Raw genomic sequence first — 16278 nt, 5'->3', positions numbered from 1 at the left:
GCGGCCAAAGGGGAGGAGTGGGGTTGCCCGGCCTCGATCAATTCATGGGTGAAGTTCCACTGCCCGGGCCTGTCGCAGGCCATGGGGCGCGTGATTGAGGATTATCCTGCTGGACAGGTCCCGCTCAATCACAGGCATCGGCGCAGCGTTGCTCCTGGTGGCGTGATGAAAGGCGCAGCGCCAGGCCCTGGGGGTTACACCTTCCAGGCGGGTAAAGGTCCGGGTGAAATGCGAGTGGTCGCCGAAACCGCATTCATAGGCAATCTCGGTGATGGCCATCGCCGTGACCAGCAGGCTCTTGGCTTTTTCGATCTTCATCCTCATCAACCAGCCTTGCGGTGAATGGCCGGTAATCTTTTTGAATGCCCGGGAGAAATGGCTGCGCGACAGGTTGCACTGTTCGGCCACTTCACTGATGCGCAAGCAACAGCCCATGTCACGCATCATCAGTTCCTTGGCGCGACGCTCCTGCCAGCCGGTCAGGGCTCCCAATGGTCTTGCAAGGGTGCCTGGAGTGTCGGAATTCAGCGATTGTGGGTTCATGGCGGCTCTCCTGATCATTGAGGAAAGTTTGTCCGCCAGAGACATTTAAAGTCCTTAAGCAAACCTTAAGAGTTATGAAACGTTGCCCCCAATCATGGCGCTTAGTTGCGCGACTCAGGCCGGCAAGTGGAGTATTGGCTTTCACAGGCTGCACCAGTCGGAGTAGTTGCACTGCTGATATTGAGTGGCTGCGCCGGTCAATGAACCGGGAGGGAGGGGCGACATACTGCGCAATGAACAGCTAGCGGTTAGACCGCTAGCTTTTATAAGCAAGTTGATTCCTGCGTTCAGTGGCTGGCGAACTCGATCAGGTCGGCATTGAGCTGAGCCTGATGGGTGACGGGAAAGCCGTGAGCGGCTCCCTCGTAGACCTTTAAAGTTGCATTGGGAAGGATCTCGGCAGAGCGCTTTCCGGTCGTTTCAAGCGGGACAATAAAGTCACCGCTGCCATGAATGACAAGCACCGGAATAAAGATGGACTGCATTTCCTGGCGAAAATCCGTAGCCCAGAATTGCTCGATGCACGCGTACTGGCTGTGTATCGCCCCCGACATGCCTTGCTGCCAGAAAGCCATGCGCCAACCTTCGTTCGTTGCTGCGCTTTGCGGGTCCAGGCCAAAGAAAGCGCTCGAGAAATCGAGGAAGAGTTGTGAGCGGTCCTCCAGGATTGCCTTGCGTACACCGTCAACGACTTCGATCGAAACACCATCCGCGTTGCCGCCCGTAGCGCCCATGAGCGGAGTGATTGCCCCCAGGAGCACCAGCTTGGCAACACGATCGGTCCCGTGCCGGGTCACGTATCGAACGATTTCGCCTCCGCCCATGGAATGCCCGACCAAGACCGCATCCTTGAGGTCGAGGGTTTCGATGATGACCGCCAAGTCGTCTGCGAAAGTGTCCATATCGTTACCGCCAGCCGGTTGGCCCGAGCGACCATGCCCGCGACGATCATGAGCAATGACGCGAAACCCCGCATTCGCGAGAAATTGCATTTGACCGTCCCAGGCATCGCTGTTGAGAGGCCAGCCATGGGAAAGAACAATCGGGCGACCTTGTCCGAAGTCGCGAAAAAAAATCTGTGTTCCGTCTTTCGCTGTGACGTGGTTTTTCATGAGCTATGTCCTTGGGTTTCTATTGGAGATGCAACTTCAAGACTGTGCAGGCACCGTCATCGCCGCGGCGCGGACAAGTAGATAACCCCGTCCGTAAAGTAGCGTGGGGCAACCCTAAAAGAACAAGCGCACAGGTTCTTGTATAAGTGTGCTGAGTCAATCGCACAGAAAAAAACCAATAGCGAAGTTGCAAGAGAATAAAACTAATCGATGCCCGTTATTTGTGCTCTTGCTTATTCAGGTGCGCGTTATCGGGGCAGCATCCGAAGTTCAACTTCCAACGCGCTGCTTAAAAAAGCACAAACAAACAATTTTCCGCATTGCCGACACAGGCAGACTGCCTGTCCCGGTCAATGGTGTGGGTTCGCTCTTGCTCGGAACATTCCCCACATCCGGTTGATTTATCCCAACTTCTGCTACGGAGTACCCCTTATGAGTACGTTCACCACACGTGATGGCACCCAGATTTACTACAAGGACTGGGGCAGCGGTCAGCCGATCGTCTTCAGTCACGGCTGGCCGTTGAATGCCGACAGTTGGGAATCGCAGATGATCTTTCTCGCAGACCAGGGCTATCGGGTCATCGCTCACGACCGTCGCGGCCATGGTCGCTCCAGCCAGCCGTGGTCCGGCAATGACATGGACACCTATGCCGACGACCTCGCGCAACTGATCGAACACCTGGATTTGCAGAATGCCGTGCTGTTCGGTTTCTCCACCGGTGGCGGCGAAGTGGCGCGCTATATCGGGCGCCATGGCACTGGCCGCGTGGCCAAGGCCGGGCTGATTTCCGCGGTGCCGCCCTTGATGCTCAAGACCGAAGCCAACCCAGGCGGCCTGCCGATCGAAGTGTTCGACGGCATTCGCCAGGCTTCGCTGGCCGATCGCTCGCAACTGTACAAAGACCTCGCCAGTGGCCCGTTTTTCGGCTTCAACCAGCCCGGCGCCAAACCGTCCGCGGGCATGATCGACTGGTTCTGGCTGCAAGGCATGGCCGCCGGCCACAAAAACGCCTACGACTGCATCAAGGCGTTCTCGGAAACCGACTTCACCGAAGACCTGAAGAAAATCGACGTGCCGACACTGGTGGTGCATGGTGACGCAGACCAGGTGGTGCCGATCGAAGCGTCGGGCATCGCCTCGGCAGCGCTGGTCAAGGGTTCCACGCTGAAGATCTACTCCGGTGCTCCCCACGGCCTGACCGATACCCATAAAGATCAGCTCAACGCCGATCTGCTGGCGTTCATCAAGGGCTGATGCGCCTCGGGCGCGGGCACAGCCCCGCGCCTGACTCCACGCCTTATCAGCCGCTATCGATGAGAACCCGACCGTGAAAAAACTGACTAACGCCACCGGCGCCCCGGTGTCCGACAACCTCAATATCCAGACCGCCGGACCCCGTGGCCCGGCGCTGCTGCAAGACATCTGGCTGCTGGAAAAACTCGCCCATTTCGACCGTGAGGTCATTCCCGAACGCCGCATGCACGCCAAGGGCGCCGGCGCCTATGGCACCTTCACCGTCACCCATGACATCTCGCGCTACACCAAGGCCGATATTTTCAGCGCGGTGGGCAAGCAGACGCCGTTGTTCGTGCGGTTTTCCTCGGTGGCCGGTGAACGTGGCGCCGCCGACGCCGAACGCGATATCCGTGGTTTCGCCGTGAAGTTCTACACCGACGAAGGCAACTGGGACATCGTTGGTAACAACACCCCGGTATTTTTCTTCCGCGACCCGCTGCGCTTTGCCGACCTCAACCACGTGGTCAAGCGCGACCCACGCACCGGCCTGCGCAACGCCAACAGCAACTGGGATTTCTGGAGCCTGCTGCCTGAGGCGCTGCACCAGGTGACCATCGTGATGAGCGACCGCGGCATTCCCCGCAGCTTCCGCCACATGCACGGTTTTGGCAGCCACACCTTCAGCCTGATCGACCGCGACAACCGGCGGGTCTGGGTAAAGTTTCATTTCGTCTGCCAGCAAGGCATCGAAAACCTGACGGATGCAGAGGCCGCCGCAGTGATCGGCAAGGACCGCGAAAGCAACCTGCGGGATCTGTACGAGAGCATCGAGCAGGGGCGCTTCCCGCGCTGGAAACTGTGTATCCAGGTGATGGAAGAAGCGCAGGCGAACACCTATCGGCACAACCCGTTCGACCTGACCAAAGTCTGGCCGCATGGCCAATTCCCACTGATCGAAGTCGGCACCCTGGAGCTCAACCGTAACGCTGAGAACCACTTTGCCGAAATCGAACAGGCGGCGTTTTCCCCGGCTAACGTGGTGCCTGGCATCGGCTTTTCGCCGGACCGCATGCTTCAGGCGCGGCTGTTTTCCTATGGCGACGCCCAGCGTTATCGCTTGGGGGTGAACTTCAATCACATCCCGGTCAACGCCCCGCGTTGCCCGTATCACAGCTATCACCGCGACGGCGCCATGCGCACCGATGGCAACCTCGGTGGCACTGCCAGCTATTTCCCGAACAGCGTGGGGGAGTGGGAGGACACACCGGCGCTGTCCGAGCCGCCGCTGCCGTTGGAAGGCTTTGCCCAGCACTATGACCATCGGCTTGAAGAGGACCATTACGAGCAGCCCGGCAATCTGTTCCGCCTGTTGAGCCCGGCGCGCCAGCAAGCGTTGTTCGAAAACACCGCGCGGGCAATGGATGGCGTTGCGCAAGCGATCCGTCAGCGGCATATCGACAACTGCAGCAAGGCTGACCCGGCGTACGGGCGCGGCGTGGCGCAGGCGTTGGAGCGTTTGGTCCCCTTGGATAAGCCAGGGCTTTAAGCAACGGCAGGCGATTGGGGCATGCAGGCCATCCGCCAAGAGCGCAGGACTGTGCGAACTGCGCTCTTGGCGGTGGTCTACACGCTTTGCGGATCAGTCGCCGGGAATGCCTTGCAGATCGCTGATCATCTGTTCGATGACCTGTCCTGCATGGTCGCCATAGGCTGCGGCGTCCATGTCGATCCGCCCCGAAATATGCTCGGTGTGCTCATCCAGGGTGATTTCGAAAGCCACGCGGCAGGTCTCGTTGGGCAATAGCCGCAGGCTCATCCACTGGTTGTCGCCCAGGGCGATGCGGCTGCCTGCGCTGCGTGAGTTCCAGGCGTTGAACAGCTGGGGAAACGGCAGTTCGAAGCCGGCGGTGCGGGTAGACATACCCTCGGGATACAAGGCTGCCGGCTCCATGTCCTGGCGAGCCGCGGCATTGATCACCGCCCGCTGCACGCGCTTGATCACCGCGGCCAATGGCTCGCCGGGCTCATGCCGGGTACTGACCGGGATGGTATTGGACAACGGCCCCACCAGCTTCTGGGCCGCGGCGCCCGGGCGATTGGCGAAGGGGACGCCGGTCACCACCGTGGCGACACCGCTGACGGCACTGATTGCCCGTTGGTAGATGGCCAACAGCAGCACGAACGGCGTCACGCGCTGGGCCCTGGCATAGTCCAGAACCCTGCTGCGCGGCACGCTGGAGGTGAACTTCAGGCTCTGCATGCGCCCCATGCCGCCAGCGCCCTTGGCGCGCAGTGCGTCGAGCCCGTAGGGCCCCGTCCCCGGGTAGATCTCAAGCCGTTGCGCCGCGCTTGCCGGCGGCGGCAGGTGCTGCAGCCGGCAATAGTCGTTCCAGGCGCTGCAGGATACCGGGGGCAGGCCCGAGTAATGCTGGGCGATATCCTCCAGCAGCAGGTCAATCGACGCGCCATCGCAGGTATAGATCCAGAAGCCGATCCAGATATGCAGGCCAGCCTCGTCTACCGCCGAGGCGATGCGCAGCCCGGGTTCGGCGGCTTGCCTGGCCCGGTAGGCCAGGAAGTCCTGGTCGGTGACGGCGGCCTGCACCTTGCCCAGTTGCTCGCGCAGCGCCTGGCGCAATGCCTGTTCGCTGGGGGCCCGGCCGACCAGCTGTTCTCCTTCGATCTCGAATCGGGCCGCCAGGATCGGATGCCGGGCCAGGGTCTGGGCCACGGCGTCGAATACTTGCGCGTGGCAACACTGCTCACTGAAGTCCAGACGCAGCGCGCCAGAATAGGCGCGCCCCGTCTGGTCAAGCATCGCCCCGGTCCATTTTTCCCGCAGCCCCGCGACGCTGGAAAGCGTCGCCAGGGGTCCCTTGAAGGGAGGGATCAGGTAGTTCTGATGCATGACGATAACCTACGGCTGGGGGCTCGATGGGGCCGGCTCGAGAGCCAGGGCATTGCGTCCGGCCCAGATCAGCAAGGCCCCCCCGATCATCGCCAGCGCCGACAGTGCGAAAGCGCTGACGAAACCATTGGCCGTGATGGTCGGCACTGCGGTGCTGTCGGAGACCGCCAGGCCCACGGCAGCCAGCAGGGTGACCCCGAACACCTGGAACAGCTGCTGGATGGTGGTGGTGATACCCGAGCCGGCACCAGCATCCGCCTCGCTCAGGTCACTGGTGGCCAACGACTGAGCGACCGGTGCGACACAACCGAAGCCGATGGAGGTGACCAGCATGGCCGGGAGCATTCCCAGCCAGTAGCTATGCAGGGGTACGCCGAAGGCAAACAAGGCGAAACCCAGCGCCGAGGTTGCCAGGCCGACGACTGCTGCCGCCTGCGGGCTCCAGCGCTGCATGACGAACTGCGAAAGGAAGATGCCGGGGAAGAAACCCAGGCAGAAGGGCAGCCAGGCCAGGCCAGTCTGCATCGGGCTCAGGCCGAGGTAGTCTTGCAGCAGCAGTACGCCCAGGTAGAACAAGGCGCCGGAGGTCGCCGCCAGGATGGCCACGATGGCGTAGCCGGCCAGGCGGGGAGAGCGAGCCATCAGGCGTGCGGGAATAATGCCGTTTTCCGAACGCTTGCAACGACGCAGCACCAGGGCGATACCCAGCAAGCCCAGCACCAGGAGCGCCACGCGTTGTCCGGGCAGGTGCTCGATGCCGGAGCCCATCACGGCCATGACGGTCGCGGCGACGGCCACCACCAGGATCAGTGCATTGCCCAGGTCCAGAGGGGTGGAAGTGCGGTGGGTGAACTTGGGAATCATGACCATGGTCGCCACGCTCAGCAGCATGACGATCGGCACGTTGATCCCGAACACCCAGCGCCACGACAGATAATGAGTCAGTACGCCGGACAGCAGTACGCCGATGATCGAGCCCAGGCCGCCCAGTGCCGCCCAGATGCCAAACGCCTTGCCGCGCTCGGGGCCTGCGGGAAACAGCAACGACACCATGGCCAGCCCGGTGGCCGAAGCCAGGGCTTCGCCGACCCCTTGCCCGGCACGGCTGACGATCAGCACGGTGGCATCTTCGGCGAAGGTCGCCAGCAAGGAAAATGCGCCAAAAATCACTACGCCGACCTGGAAGGTGCGCCGCACCCCAAAGGCGTCGCCGATCCGTCCGCCCAGCAGCAACAGCGATCCGGCGGTGATGAGGTAGGCATTGACTACCCAGGTCAGGGACCCGTCCGTGAGTCCCAGCTCGTGCTTGATCCGTGGCAGGGCCACGTTCACCACGGTGGCGTCCAGCAGCAGTATCAGCTGGATGATCGAGATGACAGCCAGTGCCTGCCATCGTTTTTCATTGAGCGTTGCATTCGCGGGTGTGTGAGTCATGTTTATCCAATCCTTAGATTAATGGGTGTCGACCGGCATCCGGCCGGCACCCGAGGCTTTTTTCCAGAGCGATCAGCCCATGGGGTTGACGTTGGCCAGGGCCAATGAGTTACGGATCATCTTGATCCCGTAGTCGGTGCCGATGCGCTCGGGGTGAAACTGCACGCTTTCGATCGGCCGGGTAGGCTGGCGCGCCGCCCTGTTCACGCCATCGCCCGAGCAGGCGGTGGCTGGTAACGCGCTCACAGGGCGCTCTCCCGTTGATCGCGGATACGGGCGTGCTTCCAGGAAATGTAGGCGCCGGTCTCGGTCCTCGGGTCCAGGCTCTGCTCCAGTTGCAGCTGGACCGAGGTGCCGAAATGGCCGGCCATCTGTTCCTGTACCTGGGCCAGCGAACGCTCGCCGATACCCGCCACCATCGACACTTCGACATGGTCGCTGCCGTCGCTGGCGGTGCAGATCCTGACCTCGTAGCCGGAGACCCACTCGGCCGCAGCCAGCACCGCCGACTCGATCAGCGCCGGCAGTACCTGGCGACCGGCCAGGGTCATCACATCGCTCACCCGGCCAAAGACCCGCAGGCAACGAGAACGATTGCCGCACCCGCACTCCTCGGCAGCGTGCAGTCGCGCCAGGTCGCCGGTGCGGTAGCGGATCAGCGGCTTGGCCCCGGGTACCAGCATCGTCAGGCACAGTTCGCCGATATCGCCTTCCATTCCGGGAACCGGAAGAATCTCCGCCAGGTAGTTGGTCTCGGAGAAGTGCAGGTTGCCGTTGGCGCAGCCGGTGGCCACCGCATGGGCTTCCTGGGAGCCATACAGGCCATGGGTGCAGTGGGCATTCCAGACCCGGGCAATATTGCTCAGCATCTGCGGCGTGCACAGTTCGCCCAGCACCATGATCTGGCCCACCGCGGTCGCGCGCGGATCGATCCCCTGGCTGACATAGAGCCGGGCCAGGGCCAGGGCCACGGCGGGCGAGCAGATCAGCGAGCGCACGCCAAGGTCGTTGATCAACTGGGCGGCCTTGACCAGGCCGACCCGAGGGCTTTCCGGCCACAGCCGCACATAGGGAATGCCCAGGTTGCGGCAGACCTCGCCATAGGTATCGCCGAACGCATACAGCTCCGACGGCCCCATGATCGCGGTAAGGGCATCGGTGGTGCCGAATGTCGACTGGTACAGGTCGGAGACGGCCTTCTGCACATAGGCACCGCTGGTGTCCACGTCAATCGCCGCCCGAGGGCAGGGGGTGGGCGCCCCCGTGGTCCCGGTCGTCTCGTAGTACACCGCGATCTGCTCGAAAGGCAGGCTGCAGACCGAGCGGCCCACGGCGCGCAGGTCTTCCTTGGTGGTGAACGGTATGCCGTCCAGCGCCGGCAGCGCGCTGGGGCCGCCCAGTTGCGAACGCAGGTGCCTGGCATAGAACGTCGAGCGTTCCTGGACATACTGCAAGACTTCCCGGGCCCGCAGTTGCCCCTTGGCCTCCAGTTCCTGTGGCGTGGTGCGTCCATCCAGGTAGGCGTCCACATCCTCCAGCCATTGCCGGTGCAGGTTGTCCTTGATCATGGCTGGTTCCCCGCGTCCAGGCTGTTGGCGAACTCACTGATGGTCTCGGTGAGCATGAGGTTCTCCAGGGGTACGCTGATGGACAGCTGGGACTCGAGTTCGATCTTGATCTTCATCGCCGACAGCGAGTCGCCGCCCAGGTCGAAGAAGTTGTCCTCGGGCAGTACCACCGGCTCCTCAAGATGGCTGGCGATAACCCGGATAACGGTGCGCAGGATGGTTTGCGGAGTCTTGCTGGTGGAGTCTTTCATGTCATTCCTCAGGGTTTCACGCAGGGCCAGTACATCCACCTTGCCGTTCTTCGACAGGGGTAATTGGGGCAACGGCTGGACAGTTTTCGGCACCATGTAGGCAGGCAGGCGCAGGGTCAGGGCCTGGGTGATTGCAGCAGCCAGTCCGGGCTCGCCGACATAGACCAGGGCGATCTGCTTGGGATGCCCGTCGGGACCGGGCAGGGCTACGGCACAGGCCCGCGAGACACCGGGGCAGGACTCGGCCACGCTCTCGATCTCGCCCAGCTCGATGCGCAGGCCATTGAGCTTGATCTGGTTGTCGAGACGTCCCAGGATCTCGATTTCGCCGTTGGGCAGGTAGCGCCCGAGGTCACCGGTGCGGTACATCCGCTGGCCGCTGCGCGGGTGCTGGACAAAGGCCTTGCCGGTCAGCTCCGGCTGGCCGATGTAGCCACAGGCCAGGGACACATCGCTTTGCACCAGCATTTCCCCGGGCACCCAATCCGGGCAATCGGTCCAGTCGCCCGCCACGATGTGATAGGCCGAGTTGCGCATCGGCGCGCCATAGATCACCGAACGCACCATTTGGCCTTCTTGCTCGTCGATTTCGTGCAGCACCGACCAGTTGGTGGTCTCGGTGGGGCCTCCACAGGAGTACAGCCGTGCCTTCGGGTACAGCGCCCTGGCTCGCGGCAGCAGCGGCAGAGGGATCCAGTCGCCGGCCATGACGATATTGGCCAGCGATTCCACCGCGCAGAAGCTGCGCGCGTTTTCCGCGACACTGCACAGCAAGTCCATGATGGCCGGCACGCAGGCCCAGAAGGTCACGCCGTGGCGCCGCTGCAGGCGCAGCCAGGTATCGGGGTCCGGTCCTACCGCCTGGGCAGGAACCACCACCGAGCCGCCGTGCAGCAGGGGGCCGAAGATATCGAAGACCGACATGTCGAAGTGCAGGGCGGCAGTGGCCAGGTGGCGGGTGGAGGTATCCAGGCCAAAGCGTTCGACGACGTCATAGACGTGGTTGACCACCGCGGCCTCTGGAATCTCGACCCCCTTGGGGTTGCCGGTGGAGCCGGAGGTGAAGATCACGTAGGGCGAGTAGTCCGCGGGCAGGGGTGCCAGGACCAGGTCCGTGTGCTGCCCGGCCCAGGCACGCAGGTCCTCGTCCGTCAGCACGAGCCGCTGCGCCTGCTCCGGCAACCGGGTATCGGCACCGGCGATAACCGTGCGCACCCCGGCCTGGGACAGTACCGAGCGGATGCGCTCGGGCGGCAGGTCGATATCCACCGGCACATAGCCGACACCGGCCAGCAGGCAGCCGTAGACCGCCGCATAGTGGCCGCTGCCCTTGGGCAGCACGATCCCGACAAAGCGTTCGCCGGGGTTGCGGGCTTGCTGGATCAGCTGGCCGATCCGTGCCGCGGCCCGGCCGATTTCACCCCAGCTGTAGCTGCCCCGTGGATCGAGGACGGCGGTTTCCCCGGCGCGTTCGGCGATCCGTGCCAGCAGCAGGTCGCGCAGGTGAACCTCCGGTACCGGCGCCTGGGTCGCGTTTACCGCCTGGCGTACTTCGATCTGCGCGGCAGGTCGCAGGTCGAGCCAGGTGCGTTGCCAGACCTCGCTGTCGTCGGCCAGTTGCTGCAGCAGCGTGCGGAATGCGCCGAACATCGCTTCCACCACGTCAGGGCGAATGACCCCGGACAGGTAGTCCCATTTGAAGTACAAGGTGCCCTCGGATTCGCGCAGCTGCACATCCAGGGTGACTTGTGGCGTTTGCGAGACGCCGTAGACCTCTTGCCCAAGACGCGCCGCATCATGGCGGCCCGGGTGCCCGAGCAGGCTGGTGAGGACGATCGGCATCAGCGGCGCACCGCCACTGCGACGGGCCCGGGCCAGCTCGCGCAGCACCTCGACACCGTTGAACAGCCGATGGTCCAGTGCCTGCCAGATGGCGCCTTGCAACTTCTGGCCGCGAGCCTCGAGGGTATCGGCGGCCGCTGTTTCGTAAGGCACCAGCAGGGTATTGGTAAAGTCGCCGACGACCTGGTCGATATCGGCACTGACGGGCATCCGGTCCGAGACCGGGAAGTTCAGGGTGAAGCGGTCTTCTTCGCTCCAGCAGCGCAGCACTTCGCACAAGGCCAGCGCGACCGCCCCGGATGGCGAGATATTGCGCGCCTGGGCCTGGGCCTGGAGTCGCTCCCAGGCCGCGACGGCGAGGCTGCCCTCGTATCGCTCGAAGCGCGACGGGCCGCTGAACTCCCCGGGCTCCAGCTGCGGCAAGCGCGGCGCCGCCGGCAGATGGTTGATCTTGTCCAGCCAGTATTCGCGGTCGGCCTGGTACTGGGCGCTCTTGAGCACCTTTTGCCGATAAGCGACGTAGTCATGGAAGCTGGTCTGGAGCACAGGCAGCTGTGGGTCATCTTCCAGGTAGAGATCGATCAGGTCGGGGATGATCACCTGGAAGATCGACCAGGCATCGGCGATCAGCATGTCGATGCACAGATGCACACGGCTGGTGCCGGCGCTGATGCGGCTGATGCGGAACTGGAACAGTGGCCATTGCGTGGTGCCGATTTCTTCGTTGGCCATGCGTTCGCGGACCTGGTCGATCTCCCAGTCGATCTGCGTCGCATCCAGGGCGCTGAGATCGACGTACTCCACCGCCTGGGTACCGTCGACATCGCCGATGCTCTGGCGTCCGCTGGCATCGATGGTCATGCGCAGCATCGGATGGCGCTCGACCAGCAGCCCCACGGCACGGGTGAAGCGCTCGCGGTCCAGGGCCTGCACTTCCCATTCGAAATAACCCTGGCAGCCGACGCCGCCGTAGTCGTAGAACGAGCCACGACCGATCCACAGTGCCTGTTGGCTTTCGTTGAGTTCGAACGGCAGCCGTTGCTGCTGCGCCGGCAAGTGTTCGAACGTCGGCAACTGGGTATTGCGCGAGGCATTGGCCAGGCGAACCAGGTTCGCCAGTACCGGCTCCTCGAGGAAGGCGCCCATTTGCACATGGATGCCGTGCTTGCAGGCCAGCTCCCCGACCATGCGCAAGGCGCGCAGGGAATCGCCGCCGGCGTCGAAGAAACTCGACTCCAGCGTCGCCTCGTCACACAGCGTCCAGGCCAGCCAGCAATCACGTACCGCGTGGTCTGCCCGGGTCACCGGGGCAAAGACGGTCTGGTCCGCATCGCGCTCGATCGGGCCGACCTGCAGCGCGTTGTAGTCCACCTTGCCGTTGCGCCCCAGGGGCAGGGTGCCGGTCACGATCTGGCCGGGCTGAGCGGCCGGGTGCAGGCGCGAGGCCAAGTGCTTGCGGACCTTGGCCATCACCTCTACGGCGTCCGGAGCCAGCTCCAGGAACAATGCCAGGGTCGCGCCCAGGTCGTTGCTCAAGCAGGTGGCCGCCGCCTTCACCACGCCCGGTACCTGCAGCGCGGTGATCTCCAGCTCAGTCAGGTCGACCCGATGTCCGCGGATCTTTACCACCGAGTCGGTCCGCCCGAAGATTTCCACGGTGCCATCGGCGGCCATGCGCGCCCGATCGCCGGTGCTGTATTGCAATGGCGACGTGGCGTCCAGGGTGTTGCCACGAAACGCCTTCTTGGTGTCCTCGGGGTTCACGTAGCCCACCGACAGCGTTTCGCCGGTGATGATCAGCTCGCCGACACAACGGGCCGCAAGCGGCTGGCCATGGCGGTCGACCACGTACATCCGGGCGCCGGGTATCGCCCGTCCGACCGAGGGCAGCAAGGTGCGGCGCGGCGCGCACAGGTCCTCTATGGACACCACCGCGGCCTCCGCGGAGCCATAGACATTGATCACCCGGTAGCCGAGATCGGCCGGCGGCCATTGCTTGCAGCGCTCACCGGCGATCAGCATGGTGCGCAGGCCGGTCCGGGTCCCGGTGGCCCACAGCGCTTCGGCGATGGACGTCATGGCCAGCGTATGGTTCATGTCGCCTTCGAGCAGCCAGCGCGCCAGCAGGTTGACGTCCTGCAGCACCTGCGGGGCAGGGATGCACACCGTGCCGCCGGCGCACAGGACCGGCAGCGGGTCGACCTCGACCATCCCGTAGCCGGGCGACGATAGCCATGAGCCGCGGCTATGCTCGCCCAGCCCGGCCTGATCGATAATGGCGTCCAGGGTTGCGGCCATTCCCCGATAGGACAGGCATACGGCCTTGGGCCGTCCGGTACTGCCGGAAGTGCCGGCGATAAAGCAGGCCTCGTTGGTGGTTTCGACCCACTTGCCGTGTTCCCAGTCGACGTGGGCAGGGCGTATCTGCACCTTGTCGATATCCAGCAGCGGGCAGCTCGCCCAGTCTCGCGCTCGCTCGGTGGTGCTGCCTGCGGTCAACACCGCATGGGGACTGCACTCTTCGATAAAGGCCCGGATGCGCTCATCGGGATGCGCCGGGTCGATCAGCACGCAGGTGCCGCCCATGCGTTGCACGGCGATGATCGAGGCCAGGTGTTGCCAGCCGCGCTCCAGGAACAGCGCCAGGCGCGGGCTCGAGCGCCGGGAAGTGACGCGTTCGCGTATGTGCTGGACCAAGGCCTCGGAGGCATCCCAGAGTTCGGCGTAGGTCAGGGTGCGGTCGCTGTTGTCATCCACGATCGCCACGGCCGATGGCTTGCTCTGTACATGCCGGTAGATGCGCTCCACCAGGAACGGGCGCTCGCCGGTTTCGGCCGGGGCAGGGCAGGTGGGCTGGATCGTGGACGCCGGCAGGGCTTTGGGATCCAGTACCCGGGCGCAAGCGAAGGCCACCAGTTCAAGCAACTCCAAGCGCACGGCCCGGGTCATGCGATCGCTGCGTACCGACAGTTGGCAGCGGCCGTCCTGCACCAGTAGCCAGACCGGCGATTGCGCCGCTGGCAGGTTGTTGCCATCGCTGATCTCGATATCGGCACGCAATGGCGTGTCGTCATGGGGCGCTTCGGCACTGTCGCGCAACTGCGCGATATAGCCCCGAGCGTCTTGCGCAAGGTTCAACGCCGTGCAATCGACGCCGAGCTGCGACCGCTTGCCGCCGTCATGGATGCCCAGGGTCACCCGGCCTTCCGGGCTGAGCAGGGAGCCCAGGACCGCGGCGACCGTAATCAGGTCGTTGATGCTGGCCGTCAGGCCAGGGGGCAGGGCAATGTCTTCCTGCTCCCGTGCGCTGTCGGCCGATTGCCCGGCCGCCGGGCACGCGAACGCGTCCCACAGGCTGCGCTCGGTGCCTGGCAGCGATTGTGGCTCGGCGGGTACTGATGTCATGTCGTCCCTCATCTTGTTCATGCCTTCCCTGTTGTCACGCTGTGGTTTTGTTCTCGATCTGGTGAATGGCCCCGATCTGCTCAGCCAGCACTGAGGCAGCCTGAAGCACGGCTTCACGCTCCTGGTCGGCGAGTGTCGAGGCATCGACTGCGATGAAGCGTTTGCTGCCCTTGGCCGCCGTATTCCAGGTGGCGACAGCCCGGCCACCGATGAGCACCACCGGCCGCCCGTTACCGGCCGCGTCGTAGCCGCCGACCCGTTCCAGCTCAAGGCAGTCGCGCTGTCTCGAACCGGGCGCATAGCCCATGACCAGCGGATCCCAGGCCGGCAGGAAGCGGATCTGCGCCGTTGCGGGGGCCTTGGCGCGGTCGAGGAACTGCTCAAGGCGCGCCAGCCCGGCCGGGCTGTGCCACATCTGGTTTCCGACCTGGCGGGCTGCGCAGGCTTGAAGCAGCGTGCGCGCGGTTTCCTTGGAAACCCCGAGCCACCAGGCCAGGTCGTCGACCGTGACCGGTCCGTAGTGCTCGACGTAGCGCCCGGCGATATCGCGCAGTAGCAGGTCGCGGTCCAGTGGCACGCCGTCACCGGGTAGCAGCCCATCGGGTGCAGCCGAGTACAGCCAGCGGTTGGACCATTGGTTGGCCGCCGGTATACGGACCAAGGCGCCGTCATAGGCGGCAACCGAGGTCAACGCACGCGCCTGGGGCGCCGGCAGGTCGAGGGCGCTGCCGATGTCCTGCAGGCGCACCGAGACGCCACTGCTGAAGGCGACCAGCGTCAGCAGCAGTCGCCGGTAATCGTCCAGGCCAAGCCCTGCGTCCCGTAAGCGCCATTCGTGGTTGGCCAGCGGCAGGCGGGTGGCGGCGAAGACCTTGGCCGCCAGCTCGCCGGGAAGCAGGAACTTGGAGCGCCGCATGCCCGGGATCCGCAGCAGGTCGCTGGCGTTTTCCATGGCCAGTACGGTCTGGCGATCGAGGTTGCGATTGCGCGCCATGACCGCCAGCCAACTGGTAGGCCGGGCCGAATAGACCCCGACATAGGCCTGTGCAATCTGTGCCACGGTGGCATCCGCCAGGCGCTCGAAGTGTTCCGACACTATCCATTCCCGCAGGTGGGTGTCGGTGAGGCCATTGCTGGCAGTTCTAATGCTCATAAGGTTCTCGATAGCTGTTGGGCTGCGCAGTTCAGTCGCCGACGACATCGAAGTTGCAGCCGCGAGCGGCCTCGAGCTGGTACATGTCGGACTTGGCCGGGACGAAGAACGTGCCGTCCTTGCCCTCGCGATGGCGTTCGCCAGGTACCGAGACCGGCAGTGCCGCCTGCCCGGTGACTCGTTCGTAGTCGCGCATCAGGCGGGTCATGGAAACCATGCGATCGAGCATCCGGCGCAGCATCTCCATGCCTTCCTTGTCGCCCAGTACCTCGCCTTTCTTGTCGCCCACGAGCATGGCCGGGAAACCGTAGCCGACCATGATCATGCGGTTGAGCAAGGCGCACTGGAGCATCTGGTTGTAGACCTCCACATGGCCCATGCGCCGGCCGGTGACCATGACCCCGGCAACCTTGTTGGTGAGGGTGCGATCGTGGCGCAGGAACCCGGTCCCGACCCGCTCCAGGAATGCCGACATCAAGGGCGTGGCGCCAAAGCCATGGACAGCGCAGGCGAAGATCACGCCATCGCTGGCTTCCATGAGTTGCACCGCGCGCGCGGCGTCGTCCTGCTGCGCGCAGGGCTCGTTGCGAAAATTGCAATCGCCGCAGGCCCCGCAGGGGTCGATTTTGGCGCTGGCCAGTGAAAAGACCTCGAGAATCACATCCTGCTTTTCCAGGTACTCGGCCGCCCACTCCAACGCCCTGGCATTGTTGCCATCCAAGCGTTCCGAGCCGTTGATGGCGACATATTTGATCTTGTCCGTCATGGTGCTTCTCTCTTCTTAGAGTTTGCGTATTGGCCGGGCACGACGATCGCCGGACCG

At 63.9% G+C, this 16278-nt stretch carries 11 protein-coding genes; 2 read left to right on the top strand and 9 right to left on the bottom strand.

Annotated elements, in window-relative coordinates; genetic code table 11:
• Positions 1–42: 42 nt before the first annotated feature.
• Positions 43–543 carry a helix-turn-helix transcriptional regulator gene (locus tag C4K27_RS16195; RefSeq protein WP_053261246.1) on the bottom strand — a complete coding sequence of 167 codons (501 nt, stop codon included), beginning with the start codon at positions 541–543 and terminating at the stop codon, positions 43–45.
• Positions 544–830: 287 nt separating this feature from the next.
• Positions 831–1655, bottom strand: coding sequence for an alpha/beta fold hydrolase (locus tag C4K27_RS16190; RefSeq protein ID WP_053261245.1), 825 nt, complete (start codon positions 1653–1655; stop codon positions 831–833).
• Positions 1656–2087: 432 nt separating this feature from the next.
• Here C4K27_RS16190 and C4K27_RS16185 point away from each other — a divergent pair, with 432 nt between their 5' ends.
• Together C4K27_RS16185 and C4K27_RS16180 are read left to right on the top strand one after the other, a co-directional pair.
• The gene (locus C4K27_RS16185; RefSeq protein WP_053261244.1) at positions 2088–2912 is read left to right on the top strand and encodes an alpha/beta fold hydrolase; all 825 of its coding nucleotides are present in this window, start codon (positions 2088–2090) and stop codon (positions 2910–2912) included.
• Positions 2913–2985: 73 nt separating this feature from the next.
• Positions 2986–4440, top strand: a complete 1455-nt coding sequence (locus C4K27_RS16180) for a catalase (protein WP_053261243.1) — start codon at positions 2986–2988, stop codon at positions 4438–4440.
• 93 nt (positions 4441–4533) lie between these two features.
• Here C4K27_RS16180 and C4K27_RS16175 read toward each other — a convergent pair whose 3' ends face one another.
• The 7 genes from C4K27_RS16175 to C4K27_RS16145 all read right to left on the bottom strand — a co-directional run bounded on the left by C4K27_RS16175 (position 4534) and on the right by C4K27_RS16145 (position 16221).
• Positions 4534–5802 (bottom strand): condensation domain-containing protein, encoded by a 1269-nt coding sequence (locus tag C4K27_RS16175; protein ID WP_053261242.1) that lies wholly within the window; start codon positions 5800–5802, stop codon positions 4534–4536.
• Positions 5803–5811: 9 nt separating this feature from the next.
• Positions 5812–7236: an MFS transporter gene (locus C4K27_RS16170; protein ID WP_007925555.1), complete on the bottom strand. Its 1425-nt coding sequence runs from the start codon at positions 7234–7236 to the stop codon at positions 5812–5814.
• A gap of 72 nt (positions 7237–7308) precedes the next feature.
• Entirely contained in the window at positions 7309–7482 is a 174-nt protein-coding gene (locus C4K27_RS31375) for a glutamine amidotransferase-related protein (RefSeq protein WP_203031543.1), read from the bottom strand.
• Positions 7479–8804, bottom strand: a complete 1326-nt coding sequence (locus tag C4K27_RS16160; RefSeq protein ID WP_053261241.1) for a phenylacetate--CoA ligase family protein — start codon at positions 8802–8804, stop codon at positions 7479–7481. The genes C4K27_RS31375 and C4K27_RS16160 overlap by 4 nt, the downstream gene beginning before the upstream one ends.
• The gene (locus C4K27_RS16155; protein WP_238437352.1) at positions 8801–14302 is read right to left on the bottom strand and encodes a non-ribosomal peptide synthetase; all 5502 of its coding nucleotides are present in this window, start codon (positions 14300–14302) and stop codon (positions 8801–8803) included. Before C4K27_RS16155 ends, C4K27_RS16160 begins: the two co-directional genes overlap by 4 nt.
• A 34-nt stretch (positions 14303–14336) precedes the next feature.
• Positions 14337–15455 (bottom strand): DNA glycosylase AlkZ-like family protein, encoded by a 1119-nt coding sequence (locus tag C4K27_RS16150; RefSeq protein ID WP_053261239.1) that lies wholly within the window; start codon positions 15453–15455, stop codon positions 14337–14339.
• 31 nt (positions 15456–15486) lie between these two features.
• A complete protein-coding gene (locus tag C4K27_RS16145) occupies positions 15487–16221 on the bottom strand; it encodes a flavodoxin family protein (protein WP_053261238.1) in 735 nt (244 codons plus the stop codon).
• Between the last annotated feature and the right edge of the window lie 57 nt (positions 16222–16278).

Source organism: Pseudomonas chlororaphis subsp. chlororaphis, from assembly GCF_003945765.1.
In the GTDB taxonomy this organism is placed as follows: domain Bacteria; phylum Pseudomonadota; class Gammaproteobacteria; order Pseudomonadales; family Pseudomonadaceae; genus Aquipseudomonas; species Aquipseudomonas chlororaphis.
This window is presented reverse-complemented; position numbering and strand designations above follow the sequence as displayed.

What these genes read in the sequence shown, in the direction of transcription:
- C4K27_RS16160 (WP_053261241.1), bottom strand. Translation starts at nt 8,804, where the DNA reads ATGATCAAGGACAACCTGCACCGGCAATGGCTGGAGGATGTGGACGCC.
- C4K27_RS16155 (WP_238437352.1), bottom strand. Translation starts at nt 14,302, where the DNA reads ATGACATCAGTACCCGCCGAGCCACAATCGCTGCCAGGCACCGAGCGC.
- C4K27_RS16170 (WP_007925555.1), bottom strand. Translation starts at nt 7,236, where the DNA reads ATGACTCACACACCCGCGAATGCAACGCTCAATGAAAAACGATGGCAG.
- C4K27_RS16190 (WP_053261245.1), bottom strand. Translation starts at nt 1,655, where the DNA reads ATGAAAAACCACGTCACAGCGAAAGACGGAACACAGATTTTTTTTCGC.
- C4K27_RS16185 (WP_053261244.1), top strand. Translation starts at nt 2,088, where the DNA reads ATGAGTACGTTCACCACACGTGATGGCACCCAGATTTACTACAAGGAC.
- C4K27_RS16175 (WP_053261242.1), bottom strand. Translation starts at nt 5,802, where the DNA reads ATGCATCAGAACTACCTGATCCCTCCCTTCAAGGGACCCCTGGCGACG.
- C4K27_RS16150 (WP_053261239.1), bottom strand. Translation starts at nt 15,455, where the DNA reads ATGAGCATTAGAACTGCCAGCAATGGCCTCACCGACACCCACCTGCGG.
- C4K27_RS16195 (WP_053261246.1), bottom strand. Translation starts at nt 543, where the DNA reads ATGAACCCACAATCGCTGAATTCCGACACTCCAGGCACCCTTGCAAGA.
- C4K27_RS16145 (WP_053261238.1), bottom strand. Translation starts at nt 16,221, where the DNA reads ATGACGGACAAGATCAAATATGTCGCCATCAACGGCTCGGAACGCTTG.